This window comes from Nocardia araoensis NBRC 100135, from assembly GCF_000308435.1.
Lineage (GTDB): Bacteria > Actinomycetota > Actinomycetes > Mycobacteriales > Mycobacteriaceae > Nocardia > Nocardia araoensis.
The window spans coordinates 1-24,409 of record NZ_BAFR01000055.1 but is presented as its reverse complement, the minus strand read 5'-3'; the positions used below and the strand labels follow the sequence as shown (position 1 = coordinate 24,409).

Here is a 24,409-nt window from a genome sequence, read left to right as displayed (position 1 = left end):
GGGCCAAAGCCGTGAGTTCCGCGTCGTCCAGCCCGCCTTCCGGGCCCACCACGAGGACGATCTCGGTGGCGTCGGCGAACGGCAGTGCGGTGAAGCGCGCGGCGCCGGATTCGTGCAGGGCCGCGACGATCGCGCCGCGCCCCTTCGCCGCGCCGACCAGCTCCAGCACGTCGTGGGTGCGGTGCAGCTCGGCGACTTCCGGGATGTAGGCACGGCGGGACTGCCGGGCGGCCGAGCGGGCCGCGGCGCGCCACTTCTCGACGCCTTTGGCCGCTTTGCCCTCCCAGTTCGCGACGCAACGCGCGGCCTGCCAGGGAACGACGGCGTCCGCGCCCGCCTCGGTCATCAGCTCGACCGCCAGTTCCGAGCGATCGGACTTCGGCAGCGCCTGCACGACGGTCACCGGCGGCTCCTGCGGGGTCGCCAGCACCCGGTCACGCACCGCGAGCTCGAGCCGGTCGCGCTGCGCCGCGACGACTTCCGATGCGGCGAGCACCCCGCGCCCGTCGGACAGGGTGATCGGCTCGCCGACCCGGATGCGGCGCACCGTGGCGGCGTGCCTGCCCTCCGGGCCGTCGAGCACCGCGACCGCGCCCGGCTCGGGCACCTCGTCGAGGTAGAAGACCGTCGCGGCCACCTAGCGCCCGCTGAAGGACGCGCGCAGCCGGGCGAACAGTCCGCTGTTGTGCTCGGACTGCGCCGACATCACCTCGGCGCGCTCCCGCTCGCGCAATCCCTTGTACTTGCGCAACAGCTCGGTCTGCTTGCTGTCCAGCTTGGCCGGGATCACGATGTCCAGATGCGCCAGCAGGTCGCCGCGCGCGCTCGAGCGCAGCCGGGGCATGCCGTGACCGCGCAGCACCGAGATCTCACCGGGCTGGGTGCCCGCCGGAATGGTCAGCTCGGTCGGGCCGTCCAGGATGGTGTCGATCACGACGGTGGTGCCCAGCGCCGCGTCCACCATCGGCACCCGGATGGTGCAGTGCAGATCGTCGCCGTCCCGGACGAACACGTCGTGCGGCTGCTCCACGATCTCGACGTACAGGTCGCCCGCGTGACCGCCGCCGGGGCCGACCTCGCCCTGCGCGGCCAGCCGCACCCGCATGCCGTTCGCGACGCCGGCCGGAATCGGGGCAGCGATCTCGCGGCGCGCCCGCACCCGGCCGTCGCCACCACACTTGTGGCACGGGTCCGGGATGGTCTCGCCCGCGCCACGGCAGGTCGGGCAGGGGCGCGAGGTCAGCACCTGGCCGAGGAAGGAACGCTGCACGGACTGGACTTCGCCCGCGCCGCCACAGGTTTCGCAGCGGACCGGCTTGGACTTGCCGTTGGTCCCGGAGCCCTGGCAGATGTCGCAGAGGATCGCGGTGTCCACGGTGAGGTGCTTGGTCACGCCGACCGCGCATTCGGCCAGGCTGAGCCGGGTGCGGATCAGCGAATCGGCGCCGGGCTGGACCCGACCGCGCGGCTTGCGCGCGCCGGCCGATCCGCTCATGCCGCCGAAGAACGCCTCGAAAACATCGCCTAGCCCGCCGAAGCCCGCGCCGTTGAATCCGGCCCCGCCACCGCCGGATTCCAGCGGGTCGCCGCCCATGTCGACGATGCGCCGCTTCTCCGGATCCGACAGCACCTCGTAGGCGGCCGACACTTCCTTGAACTTGGCCTGCGCCGCCTCGTCGGGGTTGACGTCGGGGTGGAGCTCACGCGCCAGCTTGCGGTATGCCCGCTTGATCTCCTGGTCGGTCGCGTTCTTCGCGACGCCGAGCAGTCCGTAGTAGTCCCGTGCCACTTGAGTCTCTAGTCCTTGGTCGTTCTCGACAGTGCCGCCGGTGCCCGCGCCGCGTGCGAAGCGCGCCGACAACAGCATTAGTCTTGTGCACTCAACTTTATCCGGCCGAAGGATCGAGCGTAGCAGTGGCGTCGCCGTGTCAGCGTTCGGCGAGCACCTCACCGATGTATCGGGCGACGGCCGCCACCGACGCGATCGTGCCCGGATAGTCCATTCGGGTCGGGCCGAGTACGCCCATACCGCCGAGCACCGCCCCCGCCGCGCCGTAGCCGGTCGACACCACCGACGTGCCGCGCATCTGCTCGACCTGCGTCTCCTCGCCGATCCGCACCGTGACCGTCCCCGGTTGCTGGGCCGCGGCGAGCAGTTTGAGCACGATCACCTGTTCCTCGAGCGCCTCCAGCACCGCGCGCAGCGAGCCGGGGAAACCGAAGTCAGCGGCGTTGCGGGTGAGGTTGGCGGTGCCGCCGAGCACCAAGCGCTCCTCCGGGTGTTCCACCAAGGTCTCCACCAGCACCGTGGCGACCCGCACCAGCACATCGCGCAGCCGCAACGGAGCGTGCTCGGGCAGCTCGGCGACCGCCGCGGAGGCCGTGGCCAGGCGTTTGCCGTCCATCGCGCCGCCGAGCATGCCGCGCAGCGCGGCCAGATCCTCGTCGTCGATCACCGCGCCGAGCTCCACCAGGCGCTGATCGACCCGGCCGGTGTCGGTGATCACCACCAGCAGCAGGCGGGCGGGATTGAGCGCGACCACCTCGATGTGCCGCACCGTGGACGCCGAGACCGTCGGGTACTGCACGACGGCGACCTGCCTGGTCAGCTGGGCCAGCAGGCGGACACCACGGCGCAGCACGTCGTCGAGGTCGACGCCGGACTCGAGGAACTCGAGGATCGCCCTGCGCTCCGCCGACGACAGCGGTTTGACCTCGGAGATCCGATCCACGAACTGCCGGTAGCCCTTGTCGGTGGGGATGCGGCCGGAACTCGTGTGCGGCTGGGTGATGTAGCCCTCGGCCTCGAGCACCGCCATGTCGTTGCGCACCGTCGCGCTGGAAACACCCAGGTTGTGCCGCTCGACCAGCGTCTTGGACCCGATCGGCTCCTTGGTCGCGACATAGTCCGCAACGATGGCGCGCAGGACCTCGAAGCGCCGATCCTCGGTGCTCGACATCGGCCGCACCTCCTCGCTTTCATCTGACCGTCCCGCCGTACCCGGCGCCGACGTCCCGTGGTCACCAGACATCGCAGGCGAACCACGGTTCGTCTGTCGATCCAGTCTAATTGTCGGTAACCGGATCGCTCGCCCGCAAAACATCCCGGGAACGGAGCAGCGCCGCCGCGATCAACGCGGAACGGCGGCGTCGATCACCGCGGCGACGGCGTCGGGGCGGGAAACCAACGAGGCGTGCGAGGAGTCGATCTCGCCGGTTCGAGCCGCCATGCGCTGGGCCATGAAGCGCTGGGCGGATGGCGGGATGATCCGGTCGGCGGCCGATACCAGAAACCAGCTGGGGGTCCCCGACCACGAAGGCGGTCCGGAGGGTTCGAGGTTGGCCTTCAGGGCGATGGAGTGCTGATGGGCGAACAGGTCGGCCGCGGTCGCCGGACCGACGTCCTGGGCGAAGACAGTGTTGAAGCTGTCGGCCGCGACGTAGCCGTCCAGGTTCTTCCCGGCGATACCCGTGACGTCGTCGACGACCTTCACCTGGAGCGCGGGCGGCAGCAGCTGGCTGCCCGGGAAGCGGATCGGGTCGAGCGCGGACTGCGCCACCTCGCCTTCCGCCGGTGCGAATGCCGCGATGTACACCAACGATTCTACCTTCGGGTCGTGGATGTTGCTGATCACGAAGCCGCCGTAGGAGTGCCCGGCCAGCACGACGGGACCGCTGATCGTGTCCAGCGTGCGCTGCACGGCGGCCGCGTCGTAGGCGGGCCCGCGCAGCGGGTTCTCCGGCGTCAGCACGCGATAGCCCCGCTGGCGCAGCACGGCGGCGACACCGTCCCAGCTGGTCGTGTCGGCGAAGGCGCCGTGCACGAGCACGACGGTGGGCAGCGATTGCGCCTGCGCGGGCCCGGCCGACCCCGTGGCGGCGAGCGCGACGGCGAGGGCGGCAACGGCGCGGCGCAGACTGCGTTTGTTCGTCATCGGTTCTCGGCTCCTCAGCTCTTCAGGAAGTCCAGTAGATCGGCGTCGAACGCTTTCTCGTAGTCGCCGCACAGGCCGTGCGGAGCGCCGGGGTACACCTTCAGTCGGGCCCGCGGGAGCAATTTCGCCGTCTTGGCGCCCGCGGCGGCGAGCGGCACGATCTGGTCGTCGTCGCCGTGCGCCACGAACACCGGGATCTCGATGCTCGGCAGCTCGGCGGTGAAATCGGTCTCGGAGAACGCCTTGACGCAGTCGAACGCGGCCTTGAGCCCCACTTGCATGCCCATCAGCCAGAAGTGGTCGCGCAGCCCTTGCGAGACCTTCGATCCCGGGCGGTCGGCGCCGTAGAACGAGACCGACAGATCCTTCCAGAACTGCGAGCGGTCGGCGGCGACGCCCGCGCGGATGTCGTCGAACGCCTCGATCGGCGTCCCTTCCGGATTCTTCCCGGTCCGCAGCATCAAGGGCGGGACCGCGCCGAGCAGCACCGCCTTCGCGACCCGCGACGTGCCGTGCCGGGACAGATACCTGGTCACCTCGCCGCCGCCGGTCGAGTGCCCGACCAGCGTCGCGTCCTTGATGTCCAACTCGTTCAGCACCGCGGCGAGGTCGTCGGCGTAGTGGTCCATGTCGTGCCCGTCCCACACGTCGCTCGAGCGGCCGTGCCCACGCCGATCGTGCGCGATGGCGCGGTAGCCGTTGCGCGCCACCAGGTTCATCTGGTTGTCCCAGGCGTCTCCGTTCAGCGGCCAACCGTGGCTGAACACCACGGGACGCCCGGCACCCCAGTCCTTGTAGTAGATCTCGACGCCATCGGTGGTGGTGATCGTCGGCATGACAGTTCCCTTCGATCCGAACAGATGGTCGGGCGAACCGGAATCGATCTCTACGAGCGAGCGCCGTCCGACAGCCTATGACGTGCGGCCCCCGGAAAAACGACTCTGCGTGCACGATCTTCGGCTCAGAATGCACGGCCCGATCCGCGGCTGCCGTGCGAGGATTGCCGAATCTGTCTCATTTGCGACGGAGGCTGGAATGACGGTCGTGTTCGATTCGGACACCATCGCGCCGCACGAGCGAGCGGACGCGGTGGCCGCGGCGATACAGGAGGCATCGGTCCCGTCCCATGTCGTACTGGACGGACCGGACGAGCGTGTGCACGCCACGTTCGACGTGTGGCGGTTCGGCGCGGCCGGCGTCGTTCGTGCTCGCAGCTCGGGCATCCAGTTGATCCGGACGCCGAAACAGGTGCGGGCCTCCCCCGCGCCGGTGCTGGCGGTCGCGGTGCAGCAGGCGGGCGACGGACGATACGAGCAGGGCGGCGTCCTGCGGGTCGTGCGACCGGGCGATCTGCACGTCATCGACTTGAACGCGCCCTTCGACTTCGGCTGGCACGGCGACGGTGCGTCGACCTGCCTGTACGTGCCGCTCGATCAACTCGGCCTGCCCGCCGATCTCATCGGCCAGGCCGCCGCCAGGGTGCAGGACAGCCCGCACTACCGGCTGGTGGCCAACCACATCGTCCAGCTGACCGCCGACGCCGACGCGCTCAGCGCCGACCCGGCGGCCGCGCTGTCGGGCTGCGCCAGCATCGAGCTGATCCGGGGACTGCTGTTGTCGGCGGGCGCGGACGACAGCAACGGCTCCGTCGTCCCGGACGACATCCTGCTGTCCCGGATTCGCGCCTACGTCCGGCGAAACCTGTCCGATCCCGATCTCGGAGCCGAACAGATCGCCAAGGCGCACAACATGTCGGTCCGGCAGCTCTACAAGATCTTCGCGAACACCGAGTACCGCCTCGAGCAGTGGATCATCGGCCAGCGGCTCGAGCAAGTGCGCGGCGATCTGACCCGGCCGGACCAGAAGCACCGGACGATCGCGCTGATCGCGCGCCGCTGGGGCTTTCGTGATCCGTCGCATTTCGCCCGGCGCTTCCGCGCCGCCTATGGGCTCTCGCCGCGGGAATGGCGCAGCACCGCCCTCTGCCGGGCGGAGACGTAGCGGTCAGCCGCGATCGCCCGCTTTCGCCTGCTTGCCCGCGAGAGCGTCGAGACCGAGCATCGCCAGCAGCGACTCGCAGTCGGCGGCGTTCTCCGCGTAGCTGGCGACGGTGCGGGCAGCGACGGCGCACTGGCGCGCGTTCTGCGCCCGCTCCGCTGCTCGCGCCTCCGCGAATTCGCCAGGTTCATGGATAAGGGTCATACGTGGTGCCGAGGCCATGAGTCTCCTTGGGGGTTGGTCGCAGACTACGCGGCCGGTGGACGCCGTGTTACTCGAACGAGACATAAAGTGCACCGCGTTGCCCGGACCGTGATCCGCCGGCGGATCAGTCGAGCAGGTCGCGGACGACACCGTCGGCGAGCAGACGGCCGCGGTCGGTGAGGACGAGCCGGTCGTTCGGGGTGCGCACGGCGAGGCCGTCGGCGACCACGCGCTCGACGGCGGGGAGCGCGGAGGAGGCCAGATCGGCCAGCGGCAGGCCGGTACGCAGCCGGACGGCGAGCATGACCCGCTCGGTGTACCGCTCGTCCGCGCCGAGCGCCTCCCAGCCCGCGGCGGGCAGCCCGCCCGCGCCGACGCGATCGGCGTACCGAGCGGGGTGTTTCACGTTCCACCAGCGCACGCCGCCGAGATGACTGTGCGCGCCGGGTCCGGCGCCGAGCCAGTCGCCGCCGTCCCAGTACCCGAGGTTGTGCCTGCAGACCGCGGTATCGCCCGCGGCCCAGTTCGACACCTCGTACCAATCGAACCCGGCCGAGCGCAGCCGCGCGTCGATGCGCTCGTAGCGGGCGGCGAGCACGTCGTCGTCCGGCGCGGGCAATTCGCCGCGGCGCACCCGCCGGGCCAGCGCGGTGCCGTCCTCCACGATCAGCGAATAGGCCGAGACGTGATCGACGCCCGCGCCGAGCACCGCGTCCAGGCTCGCGTCCAGATCGGCGTCGCGCTCGCCCGGCGTTCCGTAGATCAGATCGAGGTTGACGTGCTCGAATCCCGCGGCGCGCGCCTCCAGTGCGGCGGCCACCGCGCGGCCGGGAGTGTGCTTCCGGTCGAGCACCTTCAGCACATGCGCCGCGGCGGACTGCATGCCGAGCGACACCCTGGTGAACCCGGCGGCCCGGATGCGCTCGAAGAATTCCGGCGAGGTGGATTCCGGATTGGACTCCGTGGTGACTTCGGCCCCGGCGGCGAGCGTGAACTCGGCGCGCACGGCGTCCAGCACCGCGGCGAGCCCGTCGCCGCCCAGCAGGGAGGGCGTCCCCCCGCCGACGAAAACGGTGGACACTTCCGGCGTCGCGGTGGGCAAGGTAGCGAACTCCCCGGCCGCGGTCGCCAGCTCGCCGCGCAATGCCGTCAGCCATGACTGCGGCGAGGCCGAGCTGCCGAGTTCACCCGCGGTGTAGGTGTTGAAGTCGCAGTACCCGCACCGCGTGGCGCAGAACGGCACGTGCACGTAGATCCCGAACGGCCCGTCGCCGAAGTCGCGCAGCACCGGCGCGGGCGTGTCGGTGCTTGCGGTGGCGGCGGAAGAAGTCACCTGTCCAGTGTGAACGCCGCCGCGATCGCGGCGGCGTCCGGGACCGCGGTATGAACCGTCAGTCCGCCACAACGGGAGTGTTCTGGTTCGCGGTGAGCAACCAGCGGCCGTCCTCCTTGGACATCACGTACATCGGGCTGCCTTCGCTGTCCAGGACGCCCGCGTCGGTGAAGTAACGCTGGCGCACCTTCACCGCGGCCACGTCCGGCCGGATGAACAGCACGTGCTCCACCTCGTAGGTCGCCGTGCCGTGCGCGGTGGCGCCGGGCAGCACCTGTGCGGTGAACTCGGCGATGGCGGCCCGGCCGAAGAGGCGTTTGCCGTGCCCGGTGGTCCAGATCGCGTCCGCCCGGAACAGCGCGACGAATTCGTCGACGAGTTCGTTCTGCTGAGCGTGTTGGACGCTCGCGACCACCGCGCGGATGGCTTCCAATTCGGCGGTGGTGTCGACAGCTGTGGTACTCATGGCGCCGAGCGTCCTACCTCGAGCTCGCTCGAGGTCAAGCGAGGTGTGCAGTGTCACAGAGGGCGACGGCCCGTATCACACGCCTGGTTGCACCCCCGAACTATGACTGCCGTCACAAACCGGGTCGAGCGTCCAGGGGATTTCCCGCGAAAGTGCGGGAAATACTGGATGCAGGGTCGGAAGGCCATCGCTGACGTGGCACAATAGGCCGCATGCGCGCTTTGGAGATTCGACTGGTGGCCCGTCGCCACGTCGATTACAAGCGCGTCTGTAGCGCCTGCTGTCTGCCCGGTTCTCTCCGGTAGTTCAGCGCGCCCGATCCCCGGGTCCCCGGCGATCCCGATTTCCTCGGCCCGCTGACACCGCAGGCGTGAGTCAGCCCCTCGCGCCCCCTCAGCAGGATGTACCACCCACCCCGCAGGAGCGACCCCATGACGTCGAGCCCCGACGCCGGTCCGACCGATCAGCCCACGCCCGAATCCCAGCCGGGGCGCCGCGCGCGCCCCGAACGCCCGGCCTCCGAACGCCGGGTGCGCCCGGATCGGCCGCGTCCCGAGGCGACCACGACCGGACCGCGCGTCCGCACCGGCAAGCCGGTGCGCCGCAAGGCCGAGGGTCAGTGGGCGCTGGGTTATCGAGAGCCGCTGAACCCGAACGAGCAGTCCAAGAAGGACGACAACCCGCTCAACGTCCGCGCCCGCATCGAGAACATCTACGCCAAGACGGGCTTCGACGGCATCGACAAGGGTGACCTTCGCGGCCGGTTCCGGTGGTGGGGCCTGTACACCCAGCGCGAGCAGGGCTACGACGGCAGCTGGACCGGTGACGAGAACATCGACCTGCTCGAGGCCAAGTACTTCATGATGCGCATCCGCTGCGACGGCGGCGCGCTGAACCTCGCGCAGCTGCGCACGCTCGGCGGGATCTCCACCGAGTTCGCCCGGGACACCGCGGATCTGTCCGACCGGGAGAACGTGCAGTACCACTGGATCGAGGTGGAGAACGTCCCGGAGATCTGGAAGCGGATCGAGGCGGTCGGCCTGAAGACCACCGAGGCATGCGGCGACTGCCCGCGCGTGGTGCTCGGGTCCCCGCTGGCGGGCGAGTCGCTGAACGAGATCATCGACCCCACGCCCGCGATCGAGGAGATCGTGCGCCGCTACATCGGCAAGAAGGAGTACTCCAACCTGCCGCGCAAGTTCAAGACCGCGATCTCCGGCCAGCAGGACGTGGTGCACGAGATCAACGACGTGGCGTTCGTCGGTGTCGTGCATCCCGAGCACGGCCCCGGCCTGGACCTGTGGGTCGGCGGCGGACTGTCCACCAACCCGATGCTCGCCAAGCGGGTGGGCGTGTGGGTGCCGCTGGACGAGGTGCCGGACGTGTGGGAAGCCGTCGTGTCGGTGTTCCGCGACTACGGCTACCGCCGCCTGCGCACCAAGGCGCGCCTGAAGTTCCTGATCAAGGACTGGGGCATCGAGAAGTTCCGCCAGGTGCTGGAGGACGAGTACCTGAAGCGCAAGCTGATCGACGGCCCCGCGCCGGAACAGCCGACCAAGCCGATCGACCACGTCGGCGTGCAGCGGCTGCGCAACGGACTCAACGCCGTCGGCTTCTCCCCCATCGCGGGCCGGGTGTCGGGCACCGTGCTGACCAAGGTCGCCGACGCGGTCGAGCGGATCGGCTCCGATCGCGTCCGGTTCACTCCGTACCAGAAACTGATCGTGCTCGACGTCCCCGACGACAAGGTGGACGCCCTGATCGACGAACTGGAACCGCTCGGCCTGCAGGCGCGGCCCTCGCTGTGGCGGCGGAATCTGATGGCCTGCACCGGCATCGAGTTCTGCAAGCTCTCCTTCGCCGAGACGCGCAAGCGCTCCCAGGCGCTGGTGCCGGAGCTCGAGGAACGGCTGGCGGATATCAACGCGCAGCTGGATGTTCCGATCACGATCAACATCAACGGCTGCCCCAACTCCTGCGCCCGCTCGCAGATCGCCGACATCGGGTTCAAGGGTCAGCTGGTCGACGACGGCGCCGGGAATCAGGTGGAGGGATTCCAGGTTCACCTCGGCGGCAGCCTCGGCTTCGACAGCGCGTTCGGGCGCAAGCTGCGCCAGCACAAGGTCACCTCCGGTGAACTCGGCGACTACATCGATCGGGTGGTGCGCAACTTCGTCAAGCAGCGTTCGGACGGCGAACGGTTCGCCCAGTGGGCGGTCCGCGCCGACGAGGCCGACCTGAGATAAGTGTCGACGGGAGATCAATTGTGACAACCGAACTCGCGGAAAAGCTGTCCGAGGACGAGCTGCGCGCCATCGCCGCGCGCGGTGCCGCCGAACTCGACGGCGCCTCGGCGACCGAACTGCTGCGGTGGACCGAGGACACCTTCGGCTCGAACTACATCGTGGCGTCCAACATGCAGGACGGCGTGCTGGTGCACCTGGCCGCGGGCGTGCGCGCCGGTGTCGACGTCCTGTTCCTCGACACCGGCTACCACTTCGCCGAGACCATCGGCACTCGGGACGCGGTGGAGGCCGTGTACGGGGTGAACGTGGTCAACGTCCAGCCGGAACACTCGGTAGCCGAACAGGACCGGCTGCTGGGCAAGGACCTGTTCGCCCGCGAGCCGAACGAATGCTGCCGGTTGCGCAAGGTCGTCCCGCTGAAGAAGTCGCTCGCGGGCTACAACGCCTGGGTCACCGGCATCCGCCGGGTGGAGGCGCCGACCCGCGCGAACGCACCGCTGATCTCGTTCGACGAGGCCTTCGGGCTGGTGAAGATCAACCCGATCGCGCCGTGGTCCGACGACGAGATGCAGGACTACATCGAAAAACACGGCATCCTCGTCAATCCGCTGGTGGAGGAGGGGTATCCGTCCATCGGCTGCGCTCCGTGCACGCGGAAGCCGGACCCGGGAGCCGATCCGCGAAGCGGCCGTTGGGCCGGCCTCGCCAAGACCGAATGCGGGTTGCACACAGCATGACCGAGTCAGGGCCCGGAGGAGGCAGCCTACGTAACCACGTAGGGCCCCTCGGGCATGCAAAAGAGGACACAGCATGACCGAAACCATTCGCAACGAACGTTCGCTCGGTATCACCGATTTCGACACCCTCGCCGCACTGGAATCCGAGGCGATCCACATCTTCCGCGAGGTGGCGGGCGAGTTCGAGCGGCCGGTGATCCTGTTCTCCGGCGGTAAGGACTCCACCGTGCTGCTGCATCTGGCGCTCAAGGCGTTCTGGCCCGCGCCGCTGCCGTTCGCGCTGCTGCACGTGGACACCGGGCACAATCTGCCCGAGGTGCTGGAGTTCCGGGACAAGGTGGTCGAGCGCTACGGCCTGCGCCTGCACGTGGCGAAGGTGGAGGACTACCTGGCCGACGGCAGGCTCACCGAGCGCCCGGACGGCATCCGCAACCCGCTGCAGACCGTCCCGCTGCTGGACGCGATCAGCGAGCACCGGTTCGACGCCGTGTTCGGCGGCGGCCGCCGCGACGAAGAGCGCTCGCGCGCCAAGGAGCGGATCTTCTCGCTGCGCAACGCCTTCGGCCAGTGGGACCCGAAGCGGCAGCGCCCCGAGCTGTGGAACCTGTACAACGGGCGCCACGCGCCGGGCGAGCACGTGCGCGTGTTCCCGCTGAGCAACTGGACCGAGCTGGACATCTGGCGCTACATCGCCCGCGAGGACATCGACCTGGCGAGCATCTACTACGCGCACGAGCGTCCGGTGTACCAGCGCGACGGCATGTGGATGACGCCGGGCGTGTGGGGCGGCCCGCGCGAGGGCGAGGTGCTGGAGACCAGGTCGGTGCGCTACCGCACCGTGGGCGACGGATCGTCCACCGGCGCCGTTCTTTCCGACGCGGCCGACAACGAGGCGATCCTCGCCGAGGTCGCCGCGTCCCGACTGACCGAACGTGGCGCGACCCGCGGCGACGACCGCGTCTCCGAAGCCGCGATGGAAGACCGTAAACGAGAGGGTTATTTCTGACATGTCCGACCTATTGAGGCTGGCCACCGCCGGTTCTGTCGACGACGGCAAGTCCACTCTGGTCGGACGCCTGCTCTACGACACGAAATCCGTTCTGGCCGACCAGATCGACGCCGTCACCCGCGCGTCGGTGGACAAAGGTCTCGCCACCCCGGATCTCTCGCTGCTCGTGGACGGGTTGCGCGCGGAACGCGAACAGGGCATCACCATCGATGTCGCCTACCGCTACTTCGCCACTCCGCGCCGCTCTTTCGTGCTCGCGGACACCCCGGGGCACGTGCAGTACACCCGCAACACCGTGTCCGGCGCGTCCACCGCGCAGTTGGTGATCCTGCTCGTCGACGCGCGCAAGGGCGTCATCGAGCAGACCCGCAGGCACGCCGCCGTGCTCGCGCTGCTCGGTGTGCCGAAGCTGGTGCTCGCGGTGAACAAGATCGATCTGGTGGACGACGCCGCCACCGTGTTCTCCGCCATCTCCGCGGAATTCAACGAGCTCACCACCACGCTGGGCTGGTCGAGCGAGGACGTGCTGGAGATCCCCGTCTCGGCGCTGCACGGCGACAATATCGCCACCCGGTCGGACAACACTCCGTATTACGACGGTCCGTCGCTGATCGAGCACCTGGAATCGGTGCCGGTCGACGCCGACAGCACCGGCAGCCACGAGCTGGGTCTGCGATTCCCGGTGCAGTACGTGATCCGGCCGCGCACCGCCGAATACCCGGACTACCGCGGCTACGCGGGACAGATCGCGGCGGGCGCGGTCGCGCCCGGCGACGAGGTCGTGGTGCTGCCGTCGGGCATCCGCACGACGGTGGAGCGGATCGACACTCCCGACGGCGAACTCGCGGTGGCGCAGACCGGACGCAGCGTCACGCTCATCCTGGCCGACGACGTCGACATCTCGCGGGGCGACATCATCGCCTCGGCCGCCGACGCGCCCGAGCCGATCGACGCCTTCGACGCCACCGTGTGCTGGCTGGGCGACAAGCCGCTGCGCCCCGGCGCGCGACTGCTGCTCAAGCACGGCACCCGGACCACCCAGGCGATCGTCGGCACGCTGCTGGAGCGCTTCGACGAGCAGCGCCTCGCGGCCGACCCGAACCCCGAGTCGCTGGAGCTCAACGACATCGGGCGCATCTCGGTGCGGGTCGCCGAGCCGATCGCGGCCGACGACTACCGGCTGAACCGGCACACCGGCAGCTTCCTGCTGATCGATCCGGCGGGTGGCAACACGCTGGCGGCCGGTCTGGTCGGCGACGTGCTGACCGCCGTCGAGGTCGGTACCGGAGTCTGACGTGGCGGTGTCGCGAGCCTTGTTCGGCGCCCCGCAGGTCCTGGGCGCCATCGCCCCGGCGGGCCGTCCGGGCTGCGCGACTTCCAGGGCCGAACTCGACGGGACCGCGGCGCGTCCGCCCGCGTTGATCGCCGTGGCCCACGGCAGCCGCGATCCGCGGTCGGCGGCCACCATCGCGGAGGTGGTCGGCGCCGTCGCCGCCGCTCGGCCGGACCTGGACGTCCGGACGGCGTTCCTGGATCTCACCGCCCCGTCGGTCGAACAGGTCGTGGATGCCGTGGCCGCCGACGGGCACACGCATGCGGTGGTGACACCGCTGCTGCTCGGCAGCGCCTTCCACGCCAGAGTCGATCTGCCCGGCCTGCTCGCCGCGGCTCGCGCCCGCCATCTCGGATTGCGCCTGACCCGAGCCGACGTGCTCGGCGTGGACGCCGGACTGGTCGGTGCGCTGCGTGATCGCGTCCTCGCCGCCGGTGCCGGACGCTGCTTCGCGGATCGGCGGCTCGGCATCGCGGTGGCGGCGGTCGGATCGTCGTCGACCGCGGCCAACGCCAGGAGCGCCGAGGTGGCCACCCGCCTGGCCGCCCGCACCGGCTGGCGCACCGAGATCTGCTTCGCGACCACCGAACCGTCGGTCACCGATGCGATCGCGCGACTGCGCGCCCGCGGCGCGGACGATGTGCTGGTCGCTCCGTGGTTCCTCGCGCCGGGATTGCTGACCGATCGCCTCGTGCACGCGGCGCCGGAGGCGATCCACGCCGATGTGCTCGGCGCGCATCCGGCCCTCACCGAGGTCATCCTGGATCGCTATCACGCGGCGATCGCCGATACTCGCGCGCTCTCGGCCTGACCGGGTGTTCTTCCGGGCGCGAAGCCCGGGTGCGGCCGCCGCGTGCTAGGAACGTGGCATGGCCGAGTCGTTCCGCACCACCTCCTGCGCCAGCCACGGACATCCCGAGTTCACCGTTGTCTGCACCGAGCCGCAGCTGCCCGGCATGGAGAACTGGCTGCTGTCGTATCTGGAGTCCACCGTCGCGGCGGGCACGCGCTACCAGCCCGGCGAGACGATCCGGATCGGCTGGAACCTGGTCCGGGTGCGCGGCCGCGACGACGGCACGTTGGGGCTCGCCGAACGCACCGATGCGCAGACCTGGGCCGAGCAGGTCGACCGCACGCTGCGCGATGTGTGGTATCAGCGCGAAGTCGCCGCCGGTGTCGGTTTGGCGGATCAGCTGGACTTTCCCGGCGAGGATCAGCAGGCGGTCGTCTCGTCGTGCGGGCTCGAATCGCCGGTGCTGGTGCTGGCCCGCGCCGCGACCGACGACCCGGAGTTCTCCGGCTGGTCGGTCGAGTGCTTCGAAGATCACACGCACCGCTCGTCGTACTACACCACGCTGCTCGAACTGGCCACCGCCATGCCCTTCGCGGTGCAGTTCCTCGCCCTTCCCGCCACGACAACGGTGCTGATCGAAAGCCCCGAGATCACCCCCACCGGCACCATCAGGCCGCACATCGTGGACGCCGAAGGCGTTGAACTGTGCCCGATTCCCGGCTCCTACCTGGATTACCTGGTCAACGGCTCGCCGGCCGACTAGGCCCGCGTCGAAGCGGGCGCGGGCGGCCCGGCGACCACGAGGCGCAGCCGAAGCGGCTCAGCCGAGCAGGTCGTCGACAATGGCTCGGGCGGTGGACACGCCCGACTCGTCACCCATCTGCCGCGCCGTGTGCGCCGCGGCGATCACCGCGTCCAATTGGAACGCGACCGCGTCGGCGCCGCGCGCACCGAAATGGCCCTGTTCCTGTGCCCGGCGAATCTCCTTGACGAGCAAGGCGAGCCATTCCCGGCGATCCTCTGCGATGGCGTCGTGTACCGGTCCCGGTCTGCTGTCGAATTCGGCGAGGGTCGCGACGCGGAAGCACCCACCGGGGAAAGCGGGGTCGGCGACCTGGCCGAACCAGCGCTCGACCAGAGCGCGCAGGCGCGGTAGTCCGGCGGGCTCGCTCAGGCTCGGCGTGATGACCTCGTCGATGAAGACCTGTCGCGCGCACCGTACCGCCGCCAGCTGCAGGCTCTCCTTGCTGCCGAACAGCGTGGCGATTCCGCTCTTGCTGAGCCCGAGATCCGCGGCCAATCGGCCGATGCTGATGCCGTTGAGGCCCTCGACGGAAGCCACGTCGGCGGCGCGGCGGGCGATCGACGCTCGCGCCCGTGCGCCCTTGGCCAAGCGCTGATCGGTGCCGCGTGGCTGGTCGCCCACGGTGACGGACTCGGTCATGACGTCATTCTTCCACTTCACGGTTGCACATACGAACGTATGGTCGTAGTTTAAGTGAACGAACGATCGTGCGTTTTGTTTCCCACTTCCTAAGGACTTCCCATGACCGACGCGTCCGTGCGGCTCGCCAGCCCACCGACCGCGACCGCGGCCACCCGCACCTTGCTGATCGCCTGCGGTGCGGCCTTCATCGCCTTCCTCGACCTCTCGGTCGTCAACATCGCCTTCCCCTCGATCGCGCGGGACTACCCCGGCACGGCCACCGCAACGCTGACCTGGGTCGTCAGCGGATACGCGGTCGCTTTCGCCGCACTGCTCACCCCGGCCGGACGTCTCGCCGACGCGCTCGGCCGCCGCAGGCTGTTCCTCGGCGCGCTGGCCGGATTCGCCCTCACCTCCCTGCTGTGCGGGCTCGCGCCGTCGGCGGGGTGGCTCATCGCGGGCCGGGTGCTGCAAGGCGGCACCGCGGCGCTGATGGTGCCGGCCGCCCTCGGTCTGGTGCTCGCCGCCACGCCGCGGGAGAAGATCGGCGCCGCCATCGGAGCCTGGTCGGCCGCGGGCGGGTTCGCCGCGGTGGTCGGTCCCGCGCTCGGCGGCGCGCTGGTCGAAGGATTCGACTGGCGGGCGGTCTTCGTCATCAACGTTCCAGTGGCCCTGTTGCTCATCGCGGCGGCGGCGCGCATGCCGTCCCCGGACGACCGTCATTCCGGTGGCGCGCTGCCGGATCCGCTCGGGACGCTGGCCGTCACGCTCGGGCTGGGCGGGCTGGTCGCGGGCGTCACCGAAGGGCAGCGCTGGGGCTGGACCTCAGCGGGGACGCTGACCGCGCTGATCGGCGGCGGGCTGCTCGTCCTGGCCGCGCTCGTCCGTTCGGCGCGGCATCACGAGCCCGCGATCGCCGTGGACCTGTGGCGCAGCAAGTCGTATGCGCTGGCCAACGCCACCTCGTTCGTCTTCGGCGCGGCCATGTTCGCCTGGCTGCTGTCGGGATCGCTGTTCCTGGACGCGATCTGGGACTACTCGGTGCTCGGTTCCGCGGGCGCGATGACCATCGGAGCCGTCGCCTCGATGGTCACGGCGACGATCGCGGGCCGGGTCGGCTCGCCCACGGCCAGGCGGTGGCTCGGGGTACTCGGTGCGCTGATGTTCGTGGCGTACACCGTGTGGATGAGCACGGACGCCTTCGGCGCCGGCCCCGCCCTGTGGTCGGCGTGGATTCCGGCCGGTGTACTCGGCGGTGGCGGCATCGGATTCGTCGTCACGGTGCTGGGCACCGCGGCGGCCGGCGCGCTTCCGCCGCAGCAGTTCGCCGCGGGCACCGGGATGAATCTGACGGCGCGGCAGGTGGGCGGGGCGCTCGGCGTGGCCGTGCTCGCCGCCGTGTTCGCGGCACGTCCCGACGATCCGCTCGGCGCGTTCCACACCGTCTTCGCCGTGTGCGCGGGCATCGCCGCCGTGGCCGCCTGCCTGGCGGCGATACCGGCCCGCACTCCGTCCATCTCCGCCGATAGCTAGGAAATACTATGAGCGACAACCAAATTCGTAGTGAACTGAACGATCCGCTGCTGCTGCCGCCCGCGGAACAGCGTCGTCTGCTCGCCGACGCCCCATGGCAGCGCTACGCGGTGCTCGGCGACTCCATCGCGCAGGGCGTCGGCGATCCGAGCCCGGGTTACGAACCCGTGGGCTGGGCCGATCGCGTGGCCGCCGTGCTCACTTCGGTTCGCCCGGATCTGGCCTATCTGAACACCGGCCGCATCGGCGCCACCTCCGCCCAGGTCATCGCCGAACAGCTGCCCTCCGTGCTCGAATTCCGGCCCGATCTGGTGCATCTCACCTGCGGCGGCAACGACCTGTTCCTGCCGGGCGGTGACCTCACCCAGCTGCGGACGAATCTGGACACGCTGTTCGGCGCTCTGGCCCGCACCGGAGCGCAGATCGTGACCTTCACCCTCGCCGACGTCTGGGAAGTCGAGCGCATGGCGCCGATGCGTCCGATGCGCGACCGGATGGCCGCGCTCAACGATCTGGTCCGCGAGCTGGCCGCCCGCTACGACGCGCTCCTGCTGGAACTCTGGGACCACCCGCTGCGTCTGCGGCCCGACCTGATGAGCGCCGACCTCATCCACTTCAGCATGAGCGGCCACGCCGTGCTCGCCTCGGATATGGTGCGCACCTTGGCTGGTCACGTGCTCGCGCCGCGCTGACCGGACACGTGGTGGAGCGCCGGTCATGATGCCGTGCCGGACGGGGCGTCCTTTCCGTAGCGTTCGAGCAGTTCGCTGCCCAGGCGGGCCAGTTCGGCGCGGACCTCGGGCGGATCGATGACCTCGATCGAGGCGCCCCAGCCTGCCAGCTGCTGGGCCAGCATCCATGCGGTGGGAGCCGTGACGCGGACCTGGACGCGACCGTCGGGAACGGGGCCGTCCACCAGGCAGTTCCGGCCCTGTTGGTCGCGCAGGATCGGCAACAGGCGGTCGGAGATCAACACGGTGGCCTGGATGGTCGCGCGCCGCCGCTCCATCTCCTCGACCACCCGGCCCCATGCGTCGGCGAGATCGAAATCCGCTGGGCGGTGGGCCGGTTCACCGGTCGAAGACGCTTCGCAGATCCGATCGACGCGAAAAGTCCGCTGGCCCCGCTCGGTTCCGGCGATCAGGTACCAGACACCGTCTTTGTCGGCCAGCCCCCAGGGATCGACGAGACGCTCCGACCGCTCCCCCGTCCGGTTCGCATAGCGCAGGAGAACCTTCTCGCGTTGCACCACAGCGCGTTGCAGCAGCGATACCAGCGGCGGCAGTTCCCGATCGGTCGCACCCCAGCGCGCCGGGTCGATCACCACCGCATCGGCCGCGGCCTCCGCCTCGCCGCGAAAGGTCTGCGGCAGCGCACGAACCAGCTTGCGCAACGCCGACTTGGCCTCCGGCACCGAGCCCGCGGAGGGACCCGCCAAGAGGAACAACGCCCGCGCCTCTCCCGCTGTCAGGCCGCTCAGATCCGTGCGCGCACCGCCTACCAGCGACCAGCCGCCACCGCGCCCCGGCTGCGGATACACCGGCACCCCCGCGGCCGACAGCGCCTCGAGATCCCGGCGCGCGGTGGCGACCGAGGTCTCGAGCTCCGCCGCCACCTGCGCGGCCGTCACCCGTCCGCGGGTCTGCATCATCAGCAGGATCGCCACCAATCGGTCCGCTCGCATGCGTAATATTCTGCCGTTGAAAGTGCTCATTCCGTGCGCACTTTTCCTCGGATGATGGAGGCAAGCACGGATGAGAACGATTCGAAGGAGAACCAGCATGCTGCGCGGAATGGCGACGAGCACCTTCTACGCCGACGATCTCGAAGCCGCCAAGGACTGGTACGCCCGGTTCTTCGGCGTCGAGCCCTACTACCAGGTGCCGAACGGCTACTACGAGTTCCGCATCGGCGACTACCAGCACGAATTCGGCATCGTGAACCGTGCCTACGCCCCCGCAGGCGCGCGCAACGCCCCCGGCGGAGCGATCGTCAACTGGCACGTCGACGACCTGCGGGCGACGTTCGACCGGCTGCTCGAGCTCGGCGCGACCGTCTACGACCCCATCACCCCGCGCGGCAACGGGGAGGGCTTCGTCACCGCGGCCGTGGTGGACCCGTTCGGCAACGTCCTCGGCCTCATGTCCAACCCGCACTACCTCCAGGTCCTCGCCGCCACCGGACCCGCGTGAGCCGAGAGTACGGCGGCGTGCTGCTCGACCGAGACCGGACACCACGCCGCCCGAGCGGACGGCTCCCGCGTACGAACGGAGTTTGCCCTCACGATGTGTCGGCGCCATTCCCAACGGCCCGCTGATTCACCGATGTGGGAGATCAGCACGACCGAGGCGGCCACGGAGCGCACCGGATGGCGGCCGGACTTCCCGCTCGGATCGCAGCGTCAGGGGCGGAACCAGCGTTCCAGCACGGTGGCGACGCCGTCCTCGAGGACGTGGCCGGTGACTTCGTCCGCGAGGTCGCGAACGTCCGCGGGCGCGTTCGCCATCGCGACCGAATGCGCTGCCCAGCGCAGCATTTCGCGGTCGTTGTAGCCGTCGCCGATGGCCAGCGTCGCTTCGTCAGGGACGCCGAGGGCGATGCGAAGCTGTTCCAGCGCCCAGCCTTTCGACACGCCCTGGCGGGAAACGGTGAGCCACGGACCGAATTCGCCGTGCACCCAACTCGCACCGGGTACGCGCAAGGGACGCAGCGCGCGCAGCATCTCCTCCACCGAGCCATCCGGCAACCAGCCGTTCAGTCGCGGGGTCGGTTCGCTGCTCAACGCGTGGTGATCCACGAGCAGGTATTCACCGAGCGAGAATTCGCCGGGACTCGCTCCGGTGGCCCAGGTACCGATGCCGACCTTCTCCACGGCGAAGATCATCGCCGGGAACAGCGCCCGTAACGCGGTGATCGCGGGCGCGGGGTCGAACGACTGGATCGCCACCGGTTCGCCCCTGGCCACGTCGATGTGCACGGCGCCGTTCGAGCACAGGGCATGTCCCTCGCGTAGACCGAGTTCGGTGAGCACCGGACGGGTGGTCAGCAGCGTGCGTCCGGTGGTCACCACCACATGCGCACCCGCTGCCACGGCCGCGCGCACCGCCGCGGCCACCCGCGCACTGATCGGTGTTCCCGTATCCAGCAGCGTCCCGTCCACGTCCAGCGCGATCAGCTGGGGACCCCCGGCAGCCATCAATCCATTGTGCATCGGTGCCGCCGCGCCCGTCGCCGAATCCGGCGCGACCGGACCCGTACCGCCACCGGGTGATTCGCCGTCGGGACCGGCTCCCCTACCGACCGCGCCCTCCGCCTCCGGCCCCGCCCGCACCGCCTCCTCTCGACGAGCCGCCTGCCGACGCACCGCCGATCGAGCCGGACCGGCCCGGCGAGCCGCTGGACGACGAAGCGCCCGAGGAGTTCCCGCCCGGGTGGCCACCCGCCGACGCCGCGCCGCCCGGACGCCCGCTCGATGCCGAGCCACCGGTCGACGAATCACCGGCCGCCGCACCCGAGGACGAGCCATGGGCCGGGGAACTACCCGCCGCACCGGCCGACGACGAGTTGCCGGCCGACGAGGAACCATGGGGCGAGGAATCACCCGCCGACCCGGCCGAGGACGACCCGTGTGTCGCGGAGTTCCCGGGCGACCCGCCCAACGACGATCCACCGGTCGACCCGCCCGGCGAGTCATCGGACGATCCGTGCGCGGTGGAGTCGTTCGTCGAGCCACCGCTCGATGCGCTCCCCCCGGACTGCGTTCCGCCGGACGATGTTTCGTCGGTACCTCCTGACGAGCCCCCGGCGCTCGCTGTTCCGGAAGAGGACGAACTGGATGCGGAGGGCTCGACGTGCTCGCCCGATCCGGTACCGGCACCCGGCGAGCCGGACGTTCCGGTCGACGGACTTCCCGCGGGGTTCCCCGGCGTCGTCCCACCGGGCTCCGCGGGCTTCGACCCGTGCTGCGGCGCCGGACCAGGGGAGCCCGGTGTTCCCGGAGCGGATATCTGCCCAGGCGCGGGCGGATTCGACCCCGGCGCCTGACCTGGCAGCGGTAGACCAGGTACCGGCGCCTGCCCGGGAACGGGAGGCTGCGTACCGTCTCCGGGCGCGGGTCGCGCGACCGGGCCGAACGGCAGCGGATTCACGAAATAAGCGGGATCGCCATATCCCCGATAACGCAACAACCCTGGTGCGCAGCAGTTTCGGGGATCCCGGTGCGAGCCGATCCGTGACTCGGCCATCGACGGACCATAACCGGCACCACGCGGAACCGGCGTGATGAATCGGGTATAGGCGGAGGCAGGCTGCGACAGGAGCGCGGGCAGCGCCCGGCCCGAAGTCCAAGTGGCGGGCACGGCCATCCCCGACCAAGCGTCCGCGATGCGCTCGCTTCCGACGTCGACCAGCAGAGCGTCGGTCGGCAAGCTGATCTCCGGAAGACGCTCGAGCATCGGCGCCAGCTCGGGCACCGTGGGGCCGCCGAAGACCGTGACCGCCGACATGGCCACCGCGGAGACCACCGCGGCGCTGGAGAACACCGCCACGCGCGGCGCGTTGGCTCGGCGGTCCGACGCGCCGAGCGCCATGGTGCGCGCCGCCATCAGCGCGGCGCCCGCGGCGATCGTCTGGCCGGGGTCGGCCGAAATGATCACGGGTCGGCCGAGTTCGGCGAGCGTCCGCGCCACCTCCGCCGGCCGTGACGCGCCGCCCACCAGCAGCACGCGGCCGATATCGGACAGCGTGATGCCCGCCTCGCGCACACAGTCGCGGACCAGTTGCAGCGAGTCCTGCACATGGGCGGTGCGCAATCCGTCGATATCGACGATGGACGTCATCGACAGTCCGGCGGACGACATGTCCGGGGCGTACCGCGCGATCATCGACCCCAGCGGTCTGCCACCGAAGTCGTAGGAACGCGCAGGCTTTCCGATCATCGGATGGTTGTCCCAGTCCGGGCCGACGCGCACGATGCTCACGTCGAGGCTGGTGCCGCCGAGGTCGTAGATCAAGACGAAATCGGTATCCAGCGGGCCGTGCTCGTGCTCCAGCCATTCCGCGGCCGCGACGGGTTCGGGTACCAGCAGCACGTCGCCGGCCCCGGATAGGTCCAGCGCCTGGCGCAGCAACGCGACCTGCTTGTCGGAATAGACCGCCGGGTAGGTGGTGACGACGCCGGCCTCGGTCGCCCCCGGCTCGCAGGCCCTGAGCTCGTTGACCACCGCGGCGACCAGATTGGCAGGCGACCAGATGCGGCCGCCGACGATCACCGCTTCCGGATCACGGCTCAGATCGGCGAAATCCGTGACCGCCATGCTGAATTGCGCAATCCCGCCCAGACGAAGCCCGCCGCCGCTGTCGAAGGTCACCGCGGTGCGCCGAGACCGCACCGCCGGTCGTGGTCGATCCATGCTGACCGAAGCCGTCACGGAGTTCACTGCACCGATGCTGAAACCCAGACCTGTAGTCATTCGCTATCCCGTCAACGCACCGTGACCACGTCCATCACATGGCGTTCCCCTGTGGCCGCGGTCGTCTTCCAAACAGCCACCACAGGTTAGCTGTTTCGCATCCGCGTGGATGCGAAATTGATACGGATTGTTCGATCGACCGCAATAGTCGTCCGAATTGCCAGGTAGATGCGAGTCGACATGCGTGTCCAGCCCACTCGACACTGCGAATCCGCCTGAGACAACAGCATTCCCGCTATCGAACAGCGATCTCGATATCCGGGCGAAAATCCGACCGGACGCCGGTTTGCCGCCCCGGGAACACACCGCGGGACAGACACATGACGGTAGATAACCAAATCCTTGCCAGTGCCGGAATTCTCGGGCCAGCGCCTCCGCACGGCAATCAATTGACACATCAACTAGATGTCCGATTCTCGCCAGCATCGTCGTTCGCGTCCGGCTTGACTCGACAGCGGGTCCCACCACGGAGGTGAGATCGCGAGTGGAAAGGAAATCGAACGATGGCAACACGGTTCGCGGATCAGGTCGTCGTGGTCACCGGCGCGACCTCGGGCGTGGGCAAGGCGGTCGCGCTGCGGGTCGCGAGCGAAGGCGCCGCGGTCGTGCTGGGCGCACGCGGCAAGGACGCGGGTGAGCGGATCGCCGCCGACATCCGCGCGGCCGGTGGTCGCGCCCTGTTCGTGCCGACCGATGTCACGGTGGAGCAGGACGTGGCCCGGTTGACCGACGCCGCGCTGTCCGAATTCGGCCGTCTGAACGCCGCGTTCAACAACGCGGGCGCGGTGTGCGCCTTCGGCCCGGTCACGGAGATCGACGAGGCGAGCTGGCGCGCCGATCTCGAACTCAATCTCACCAGCGTGTTCTACGGTCTACGGCATCAGGTTCCCGCGCTGGCGGCCTCCGGCGGCGGCGCGATCCTGAACAACGCGTCGAATCTCGGCGTGGTCGGGATGGGGTCGGTGGCGCCGTACGTGGCCGCCAAACACGGCGTCGTCGGTTTGACCCGAGCGGTGGCGCTCGAGGCCGCCGATCAGGGAGTGCGGGTGAACGCACTGGTGTCAGGGGCGGTCGATACCCCGGCGTTCCGGAATTCGATGGGCGCGACGCCCGAAGGAGAGGCCGCCGTCGCGGCGCTGCACCCGCTCGGCCGCATCGCGACGCCGGAGGAGATCGCCTCGTTCTGCGCCTACTTGCTCAGCGGTGAAGCGAGTTTCGTCACCGGCGCGGCGCTCGCCATCGATGGCGGCTTCACCGCAAGGTGATCTCCGAACGTGGGACCGCCTCGAGATACCGGCGCTGCCGGGGTATCTCGAGGCGGGGTCCGTTCAGGCGCGCGCCAGCAAGCGACGGACCCGGCCGGGACGAGCTTCCACCGCTCCCCCGGCGCGAACCGCGGGCTGCCGCAGTCGCACCAGTCGATCGAGTTCGGCTGCGGTGCAGGTGGGCTCGGGCAGCAGGCCCGCGTTGAAGTCCGCGGCCAGCTGCCGCACCGTCTCCTGCGCACAGGATTTGTTGGTCCCGATGAAGCCGGTGGGCCCGCGCTTGATCCAGCCGGTGACGTAGGTACCGGTGACCACGGGGCCGCCCGGGCGCTCCAGCACCCGGCCGTCCTGGTTCGGGATCACCGCGGCCTGCTCGTCGAACGGCACGCCGGGCACCGCGACACCGCGGTAGCCGACCGAGGTGAGCACCAGCCCCGCGTCCAGTCGATCGGTCTGTCCGGTCGCGACGGCGCTGACGCGGCCGTCGGAATCGGTGACCAGCTCGGTGCGGCCGATTTCCAGACCGGTCACCCGTTCGGTGCCGAGGATCTCGGTGGGCGCGGCCAGATAGCGGAACACGATGCGCTTGCGCTCCCCACCGGCCGGGTGCGCACGCTGTGCAGCAGCCTCAGCTTCTGCTCGACATGGAAGGGCAGTTCC

Annotated in this window: 25 protein-coding genes; 12 read left to right on the top strand and 13 right to left on the bottom strand. The window is 69.8% G+C overall.

Going from position 1 to position 24,409, the window contains the following annotated elements; translation table 11 throughout:
• The 5 genes from ON21_RS07670 to ON21_RS07650 all read right to left on the bottom strand — a co-directional run.
• A partial coding sequence (locus ON21_RS07670; protein WP_039796764.1) for a 16S rRNA (uracil(1498)-N(3))-methyltransferase occupies nucleotides 1-637 on the bottom strand: 637 nt, incomplete at its 3' end.
• A complete protein-coding gene (dnaJ, locus tag ON21_RS07665) occupies nucleotides 638-1,789 on the bottom strand; it encodes a molecular chaperone DnaJ (protein ID WP_039796776.1) in 1,152 nt (383 codons plus the stop codon).
• 139 nt (nucleotides 1,790-1,928) lie between these two features.
• A complete protein-coding gene (hrcA, locus tag ON21_RS07660) occupies nucleotides 1,929-2,960 on the bottom strand; it encodes a heat-inducible transcriptional repressor HrcA (RefSeq protein ID WP_039796762.1) in 1,032 nt (343 codons plus the stop codon).
• Between the two features lie 171 nt (nucleotides 2,961-3,131).
• Nucleotides 3,132-3,935, bottom strand: coding sequence for an alpha/beta fold hydrolase (locus ON21_RS07655; RefSeq protein ID WP_039796760.1), 804 nt, complete (start codon nucleotides 3,933-3,935; stop codon nucleotides 3,132-3,134).
• 14 nt (nucleotides 3,936-3,949) lie between these two features.
• Nucleotides 3,950-4,771 (bottom strand): alpha/beta fold hydrolase, encoded by an 822-nt coding sequence (locus tag ON21_RS07650; RefSeq protein ID WP_039796758.1) that lies wholly within the window; start codon nucleotides 4,769-4,771, stop codon nucleotides 3,950-3,952.
• A 199-nt stretch (nucleotides 4,772-4,970) separates the two neighbouring features.
• Here ON21_RS07650 and ON21_RS07645 point away from each other — a divergent pair, with 199 nt between their 5' ends.
• Entirely contained in the window at nucleotides 4,971-5,936 is a 966-nt protein-coding gene (locus ON21_RS07645) for an AraC-like ligand-binding domain-containing protein (RefSeq protein ID WP_039796756.1), read from the top strand.
• 3 nt (nucleotides 5,937-5,939) lie between these two features.
• Here ON21_RS07645 and ON21_RS07640 read toward each other — a convergent pair whose 3' ends face one another.
• From ON21_RS07640 to ON21_RS07630, 3 genes are all read right to left on the bottom strand, one after another.
• Nucleotides 5,940-6,155, bottom strand: a complete 216-nt coding sequence (locus ON21_RS07640; RefSeq protein WP_039796754.1) for a hypothetical protein — start codon at nucleotides 6,153-6,155, stop codon at nucleotides 5,940-5,942.
• Between the two features lie 106 nt (nucleotides 6,156-6,261).
• Nucleotides 6,262-7,470 carry a radical SAM family heme chaperone HemW gene (hemW, locus tag ON21_RS07635; protein ID WP_039796753.1) on the bottom strand — a complete coding sequence of 403 codons (1,209 nt, stop codon included), beginning with the start codon at nucleotides 7,468-7,470 and terminating at the stop codon, nucleotides 6,262-6,264.
• A gap of 58 nt (nucleotides 7,471-7,528) precedes the next feature.
• Nucleotides 7,529-7,936, bottom strand: a complete 408-nt coding sequence (locus ON21_RS07630; RefSeq protein ID WP_039796752.1) for an SgcJ/EcaC family oxidoreductase — start codon at nucleotides 7,934-7,936, stop codon at nucleotides 7,529-7,531.
• A gap of 212 nt (nucleotides 7,937-8,148) precedes the next feature.
• Here ON21_RS07630 and ON21_RS40925 point away from each other — a divergent pair, with 212 nt between their 5' ends.
• The 7 genes from ON21_RS40925 to ON21_RS07600 all read left to right on the top strand — a co-directional run bounded on the left by ON21_RS40925 (nucleotide 8,149) and on the right by ON21_RS07600 (nucleotide 14,817).
• Nucleotides 8,149-8,241 (top strand): Ms4527A family Cys-rich leader peptide, encoded by a 93-nt coding sequence (locus ON21_RS40925; RefSeq protein ID WP_350356343.1) that lies wholly within the window; start codon nucleotides 8,149-8,151, stop codon nucleotides 8,239-8,241.
• Nucleotides 8,242-8,367: 126 nt separating this feature from the next.
• A complete protein-coding gene (locus ON21_RS07625; protein ID WP_039796751.1) occupies nucleotides 8,368-10,182 on the top strand; it encodes a nitrite/sulfite reductase in 1,815 nt (604 codons plus the stop codon).
• Between the two features lie 20 nt (nucleotides 10,183-10,202).
• Nucleotides 10,203-10,919, top strand: coding sequence for a phosphoadenylyl-sulfate reductase (locus ON21_RS07620; RefSeq protein WP_039796749.1), 717 nt, complete (start codon nucleotides 10,203-10,205; stop codon nucleotides 10,917-10,919).
• Nucleotides 10,920-10,992: 73 nt separating this feature from the next.
• Nucleotides 10,993-11,925, top strand: a complete 933-nt coding sequence (gene cysD, locus ON21_RS07615) for a sulfate adenylyltransferase subunit CysD (protein WP_039796748.1) — start codon at nucleotides 10,993-10,995, stop codon at nucleotides 11,923-11,925.
• Nucleotide 11,926: 1 nt separating this feature from the next.
• A complete protein-coding gene (locus ON21_RS07610) occupies nucleotides 11,927-13,222 on the top strand; it encodes a sulfate adenylyltransferase subunit 1 (RefSeq protein ID WP_039796747.1) in 1,296 nt (431 codons plus the stop codon).
• Nucleotides 13,223-13,346: 124 nt separating this feature from the next.
• Entirely contained in the window at nucleotides 13,347-14,072 is a 726-nt protein-coding gene (locus ON21_RS07605) for a sirohydrochlorin chelatase (RefSeq protein ID WP_039796774.1), read from the top strand.
• A gap of 58 nt (nucleotides 14,073-14,130) precedes the next feature.
• A complete protein-coding gene (locus tag ON21_RS07600; protein WP_039796746.1) occupies nucleotides 14,131-14,817 on the top strand; it encodes a hypothetical protein in 687 nt (228 codons plus the stop codon).
• A 57-nt stretch (nucleotides 14,818-14,874) separates the two neighbouring features.
• Here ON21_RS07600 and ON21_RS07595 read toward each other — a convergent pair whose 3' ends face one another.
• Nucleotides 14,875-15,498, bottom strand: coding sequence for a TetR/AcrR family transcriptional regulator (locus ON21_RS07595; RefSeq protein WP_051020443.1), 624 nt, complete (start codon nucleotides 15,496-15,498; stop codon nucleotides 14,875-14,877).
• A gap of 102 nt (nucleotides 15,499-15,600) precedes the next feature.
• Here ON21_RS07595 and ON21_RS07590 point away from each other — a divergent pair, with 102 nt between their 5' ends.
• Nucleotides 15,601-17,013, top strand: a complete 1,413-nt coding sequence (locus ON21_RS07590) for an MFS transporter (protein WP_039796744.1) — start codon at nucleotides 15,601-15,603, stop codon at nucleotides 17,011-17,013.
• An 8-nt stretch (nucleotides 17,014-17,021) separates the two neighbouring features.
• Nucleotides 17,022-17,705, top strand: coding sequence for an SGNH/GDSL hydrolase family protein (locus ON21_RS07585; RefSeq protein WP_039796743.1), 684 nt, complete (start codon nucleotides 17,022-17,024; stop codon nucleotides 17,703-17,705).
• Between the two features lie 23 nt (nucleotides 17,706-17,728).
• Here the strand turns inward: ON21_RS07585 and ON21_RS07580 are convergent, their stop codons facing one another.
• Nucleotides 17,729-18,697, bottom strand: coding sequence for a helix-turn-helix transcriptional regulator (locus ON21_RS07580; RefSeq protein WP_039796742.1), 969 nt, complete (start codon nucleotides 18,695-18,697; stop codon nucleotides 17,729-17,731).
• 97 nt (nucleotides 18,698-18,794) lie between these two features.
• Between ON21_RS07580 and ON21_RS07575 the strand changes: the two genes are divergently transcribed.
• The gene (locus tag ON21_RS07575; RefSeq protein WP_039796741.1) at nucleotides 18,795-19,205 is read left to right on the top strand and encodes a VOC family protein; all 411 of its coding nucleotides are present in this window, start codon (nucleotides 18,795-18,797) and stop codon (nucleotides 19,203-19,205) included.
• A 209-nt stretch (nucleotides 19,206-19,414) separates the two neighbouring features.
• On the opposite strand, the gene ON21_RS07570 is transcribed toward ON21_RS07575, so the two are convergent.
• Both ON21_RS07570 and ON21_RS40580 read right to left on the bottom strand, forming a co-directional pair.
• Nucleotides 19,415-20,209 carry an HAD family hydrolase gene (locus ON21_RS07570; RefSeq protein ID WP_051020444.1) on the bottom strand — a complete coding sequence of 265 codons (795 nt, stop codon included), beginning with the start codon at nucleotides 20,207-20,209 and terminating at the stop codon, nucleotides 19,415-19,417.
• 97 nt (nucleotides 20,210-20,306) lie between these two features.
• The gene (locus ON21_RS40580; RefSeq protein ID WP_169332681.1) at nucleotides 20,307-22,451 is read right to left on the bottom strand and encodes an Hsp70 family protein; all 2,145 of its coding nucleotides are present in this window, start codon (nucleotides 22,449-22,451) and stop codon (nucleotides 20,307-20,309) included.
• A 536-nt stretch (nucleotides 22,452-22,987) separates the two neighbouring features.
• On the opposite strand from ON21_RS40580, the gene ON21_RS07555 reads away from it, so the two are divergent.
• A complete protein-coding gene (locus ON21_RS07555) occupies nucleotides 22,988-23,749 on the top strand; it encodes an SDR family NAD(P)-dependent oxidoreductase (protein ID WP_039796740.1) in 762 nt (253 codons plus the stop codon).
• 63 nt (nucleotides 23,750-23,812) lie between these two features.
• Here the strand turns inward: ON21_RS07555 and ON21_RS07550 are convergent.
• Nucleotides 23,813-24,409, bottom strand: a 597-nt coding sequence (locus tag ON21_RS07550) for a ferredoxin--NADP reductase domain-containing protein (protein ID WP_505762780.1), incomplete at its 5' end; no start/stop codon positions are given.

What these genes read in the sequence shown, in the direction of transcription:
- hrcA (WP_039796762.1), bottom strand. Translation starts at nt 2,960, where the DNA reads ATGTCGAGCACCGAGGATCGGCGCTTCGAGGTCCTGCGCGCCATCGTT.
- ON21_RS07655 (WP_039796760.1), bottom strand. Translation starts at nt 3,935, where the DNA reads ATGACGAACAAACGCAGTCTGCGCCGCGCCGTTGCCGCCCTCGCCGTC.
- ON21_RS07650 (WP_039796758.1), bottom strand. Translation starts at nt 4,771, where the DNA reads ATGCCGACGATCACCACCACCGATGGCGTCGAGATCTACTACAAGGAC.
- ON21_RS07645 (WP_039796756.1), top strand. Translation starts at nt 4,971, where the DNA reads ATGACGGTCGTGTTCGATTCGGACACCATCGCGCCGCACGAGCGAGCG.
- ON21_RS07640 (WP_039796754.1), bottom strand. Translation starts at nt 6,155, where the DNA reads ATGGCCTCGGCACCACGTATGACCCTTATCCATGAACCTGGCGAATTC.
- ON21_RS07630 (WP_039796752.1), bottom strand. Translation starts at nt 7,936, where the DNA reads ATGAGTACCACAGCTGTCGACACCACCGCCGAATTGGAAGCCATCCGC.
- ON21_RS40925 (WP_350356343.1), top strand. Translation starts at nt 8,149, where the DNA reads ATGCGCGCTTTGGAGATTCGACTGGTGGCCCGTCGCCACGTCGATTAC.
- ON21_RS07625 (WP_039796751.1), top strand. Translation starts at nt 8,368, where the DNA reads ATGACGTCGAGCCCCGACGCCGGTCCGACCGATCAGCCCACGCCCGAA.
- cysD (WP_039796748.1), top strand. Translation starts at nt 10,993, where the DNA reads ATGACCGAAACCATTCGCAACGAACGTTCGCTCGGTATCACCGATTTC.
- ON21_RS07610 (WP_039796747.1), top strand. Translation starts at nt 11,927, where the DNA reads ATGTCCGACCTATTGAGGCTGGCCACCGCCGGTTCTGTCGACGACGGC.
- ON21_RS07600 (WP_039796746.1), top strand. Translation starts at nt 14,131, where the DNA reads ATGGCCGAGTCGTTCCGCACCACCTCCTGCGCCAGCCACGGACATCCC.
- ON21_RS07595 (WP_051020443.1), bottom strand. Translation starts at nt 15,498, where the DNA reads ATGACCGAGTCCGTCACCGTGGGCGACCAGCCACGCGGCACCGATCAG.
- ON21_RS07590 (WP_039796744.1), top strand. Translation starts at nt 15,601, where the DNA reads ATGACCGACGCGTCCGTGCGGCTCGCCAGCCCACCGACCGCGACCGCG.
- ON21_RS07585 (WP_039796743.1), top strand. Translation starts at nt 17,022, where the DNA reads ATGAGCGACAACCAAATTCGTAGTGAACTGAACGATCCGCTGCTGCTG.
- ON21_RS07580 (WP_039796742.1), bottom strand. Translation starts at nt 18,697, where the DNA reads ATGCGAGCGGACCGATTGGTGGCGATCCTGCTGATGATGCAGACCCGC.
- ON21_RS07575 (WP_039796741.1), top strand. Translation starts at nt 18,795, where the DNA reads ATGCTGCGCGGAATGGCGACGAGCACCTTCTACGCCGACGATCTCGAA.
- ON21_RS07570 (WP_051020444.1), bottom strand. Translation starts at nt 20,209, where the DNA reads ATGGCTGCCGGGGGTCCCCAGCTGATCGCGCTGGACGTGGACGGGACG.
- ON21_RS07555 (WP_039796740.1), top strand. Translation starts at nt 22,988, where the DNA reads ATGGCAACACGGTTCGCGGATCAGGTCGTCGTGGTCACCGGCGCGACC.